This window comes from Candidatus Symbiothrix dinenymphae (assembly GCF_001431085.1).
In genome coordinates this window covers 1-3,859 of sequence record NZ_BBRU01000544.1, presented here as the reverse complement: position 1 = coordinate 3,859, position 3,859 = coordinate 1, and the positions used below count along the sequence as shown (strand labels likewise).

The following is a 3,859-nucleotide window of genomic DNA, read 5'->3' as shown; positions in this document are numbered from 1 at the left end:
GGGGCGGGGTCGCGGCGGGGGGATATGCTGGGGGAAAGGTTGGGGGGGGGGGCAGGAAGGAGGATTTCGCTGTGCGACGAGACACTAGTCGTTTGGGGGGGGGGGTTAACATCGGCTCCATCGTCATTATCACGTATACAGTCCCATGCATTTCTCTTATCATCTTTTGGTGGAACAAAATGACTGGAGTGAACTGAGTCTAACGATGACGACTTCGACGACTTTGAATCGGTTTCATCATCATCATCATCCTCTTCCTCTTCCTCATCCTCATCCTCATCTGAATCCGGCGTATCCGGCGTCGGCGGCGTTTCCGTTTCCGAATCCTCTGATTTCGGATCCGGATCCTCTGTTGTCTCTTCCGAATCCTCTGATTCCGGTTCCTCTGATTTCGTTTCCTCTGATTTCGTTTCCTCTGATTCCTCTGTTTCCGTTTCCGTCGACGGCGGCGTCGGCGGCGTCGGCACCGGCTGCTGCGGCGACGGCGTCTTCTTCCGCTTCTTCGGCGGCGGCGGCTTAGGCTTAGACTTATGCTTAGGCTTCTCCGTCGTCGTATCCTCCGTCGTCTCCTTCGTCGGCTCTTCCGTCGTCTCCTTCGTCGTCTCCTTCGTCTCCTCCGTCGTCTCCTTCGTCTCCTCCGTCGTCGTCTCCGTCGTCGTCTCCGGCGGCGTCGGCGGCTTCGGCGGCGTCGGCGTCGGTGTCGGCGTCACCAACGCCGGTCTCTTCACTTTCACTTTCTTCTTCGGCTTCGGCGTCGGTGTCGGTGCCGGCGGCTTCGGTGTTGGTTTTGGTTTTGGTTTTGGTTTTGCTTTTGGTGGGTGCGGGAATTCCACAAATAGCACAGGAATGAGCTGATTTCTTTTTTTTCTTGCTATGTCGAATGCTTTATCTACGGTTCTTTTTCCGCTCTGGACGGGTTTCTTCTTTATGTCTATATCTGACTTCCATCCTTCATATTGTTTGTTTGGTCTTCTCACACGTGCTTTCCATTTCTGTTTTAGTTCATCATTTCTCCATTTTCGTGCTGTCGCCACCGCTTTTCCATGCCTCTGGCGGTTGTTCCATTTGTCGTACGTGTTACTGGCGAAAAAATCACCGGCAAACGCGTGCGGGTGCCGCTGTCTCCAATTAGCAAAAGCAGACATACCATCGAAATATAAATCCGCAGGCATCGACCCCACCGGACGCGCAGCATCCCATGCATTAAATGCCGTTCTGCTTATGTTCACACTCGAGGTGTGAACAGTTCGGAAAGGTAAGGCCTCCGCGTGACTTATATCCACATTACCGTGCCCGTCCGTTGAACTCATCGTTATAAGTCCGCCATTAACATCACAAAACATGATATCCCCATTAGGTAATCTTTTGACGAAATTACCCAGCGCGTCTCTTTGGGCGTAGGAAGACTGCGCCTCCGAAAGCCTTTTCATTTCTACTTTACCATCTGCAGCTACCGTCCGGTGATACATATATGGTTTTCCATCTGCGCTGTTCAATCCCCAAAAAAAGTTCGCTTGCCCGATTCGAGGGGCTCGTGTCGAGCTGGAGCTGGAGCTGGTGCTGGATCCGGAACTTGAGCCTGAGCCTGAGCCTTTGGACGCATGTGAGCGACGGGTAGCGTTATAAAAATTAGGATAACCCTGACTCCGGGGAGTACCGGGTCGGCGGGTAGCTATGTGGCTTCTTATAGCACTGTGCTTACTGTTACCACCGTTACCATTGCGAGAACCCGGATGCAAAACAGCTCTGTTAGCTACCGGTTGCACCGACACTGCTGCGAGGGCACTGCCGCCGGCATCAGAGCTCACCGCACCGTCGGCAGCCACCCTACGCGCAGACACAAACTCGCCGCTAACCTTCCCTTCTTCGTGCGCAGACACATACACCCTGTGGGTGCGATTGCTGCTTGAGCCAAACGAATAAATCGTGTCGTGGGAGGTGCTGATGCCAACGCTGCCCACGCCGGCGCCAAAGCTGAGATTCTGCGTATATTCGCCCGTTAATTTGGCTATTTCATTTTGTGCCAAAATGCGGAGCCACCCGTTTATCTGGTCGTACGCCATGAGAACCGAATCCTGAGGGCACTCCTCTATAGGTCCCAAATCAGGCACATCTATCTTCTTCATAGTCTCCAGCGAGGTGCTGTCCCAAATAATGGTATAGCTCGGTCCGGAAGGAGCACCCTCCGCCGTTGCCCGCTCGTGAAACGCGGTATCGCTGTTCAACTTTCCAAATTTGCTATGGTTTTCACGTAAATGCGACACATAGAGCGGAGCGGTGATATTTCTGACATCAATGCCGTAATTGCTTAGCAATTTGGCGCACATGGCACTGTCGTTCCACTCTTTGGTTCTGTTCTTTATTTTTGGGATGACAATGCGCGACAACAATCCCCTCACGGCATCCTCCCACCTGGGAATCACGAAGTTCTCTATTTCATATTCCGTGTAGGCAAAACTTGTTTCAAAACTCTCCCCTACTCCCATAATAGATGTTTTGCCGATAGCAAAATCTTGAGTCCGGTCTGTAAAAATGTTATCCGGGTTGGAAAAAGTCTCTGTCCGGCTAATCTCCACAGCATTGACTTTGCCAAAGAGGGTATTCACCGCCTGCCCGACAAACAAATCGCCCGGGTCGCCCACCAGCACCTCAGCACCGGCACCCATAAGGGCAGGGTTACCCATCGTGGAAAAGCCCTGAGTGAACGTGTAGGTCGTTTGCGTAGAGCCATTGTCCATTGACATCTGGTTAGTCTCCAATCCCGTGCCTCCTGTTCCATAAGCGGAGGCAGACGTGCCAACAACCCCCAGCACCATCATCGTGGAATAGCCGAGCGAGAGGGTATTTTTAGAAGTTATCAACGTGCCCTTTGCCCATGAATCAAACTCAGTGTGCACCAGCGTTGTACCGGCATTGATATAGGCATAGCTGCTTGTGCCGGGAGGGTCGTGGAGCACAAAATCCACTTTCGGAGGTGCTGTCGTCCGGAAATCGGTGCCGGTGGATGTTCCGCCCAGCACGTATGCTTCCAAACCTGTAGCACCAAAATCATCCGAATAATAGGACCGTCCGCCGGTGGTCATCGTGGTCGACAACCGCGACGGACCGTCGCCACTCGGAGCTCCAACAACAAACTCATAAAAGCCAACTCCTGATTCCGCATCCAAAGCAATAGTAACCGGCGCAGAATTTTCAGCGATGGTGGATGTGATGCTAAAGGTTGCATCCTCCACCGAGTGCGCCTCTATGGTTAATTTCTCGTCACTGACATAATATTCATTAGCCTGCAGCACAAACAGATACGATTTGCCTTGCAGGAATACCGGTTTGTCAAAGGTGTAAAAATTGGCATCGTTCGGTTCCAAGTCCAAATTCACCAGCATAAGCGTTGTGTCGGCAAAAACATACTCTTTTTCACCAAAATAATCGACAAAATCACCCGCCGTTTCATCTTCGTCATTCCACACCCACTGCCGCAGGGTGTAAATCGGTTCCGCACGATAATTATAGTTCCATTCCTTGTGGTAGCGGATGGTGTCTGTTTGTTCGCCCCGAGTGAGCATGTTTTTCTTCATCGTAGCGTCATCGGCAACGGGCGCATCGCGCAGGTCGAGCCTTTCATGTCTGTCGTAGACAGTACCATGAAAACTTGTTTTAACAGGCTCTATATCATACAGTTCGGGGTACAGCCAAGCCACATATTCGCCGGAGACGGGGTTGACATGAATCGTGATGCTATTGCCGTTTATCGTCATCTCTGTTTCATCCTGCGCAAAGGCACCGGGCTCAAATCCGGCATCTTCTAACGCCAACTCATATTCCCACTCATACTCAAATTCATAATCATCCTCGGATTCGT

1 protein-coding gene is annotated in these 3,859 nt (G+C 51.7%); it reads right to left on the bottom strand.

Features of this window, described 5'->3' with window-relative positions:
- On the bottom strand, positions 1-3,859 hold a 3,859-nt coding region (locus ASC50_RS07280; protein ID WP_226995424.1), incomplete at both ends, for a hypothetical protein.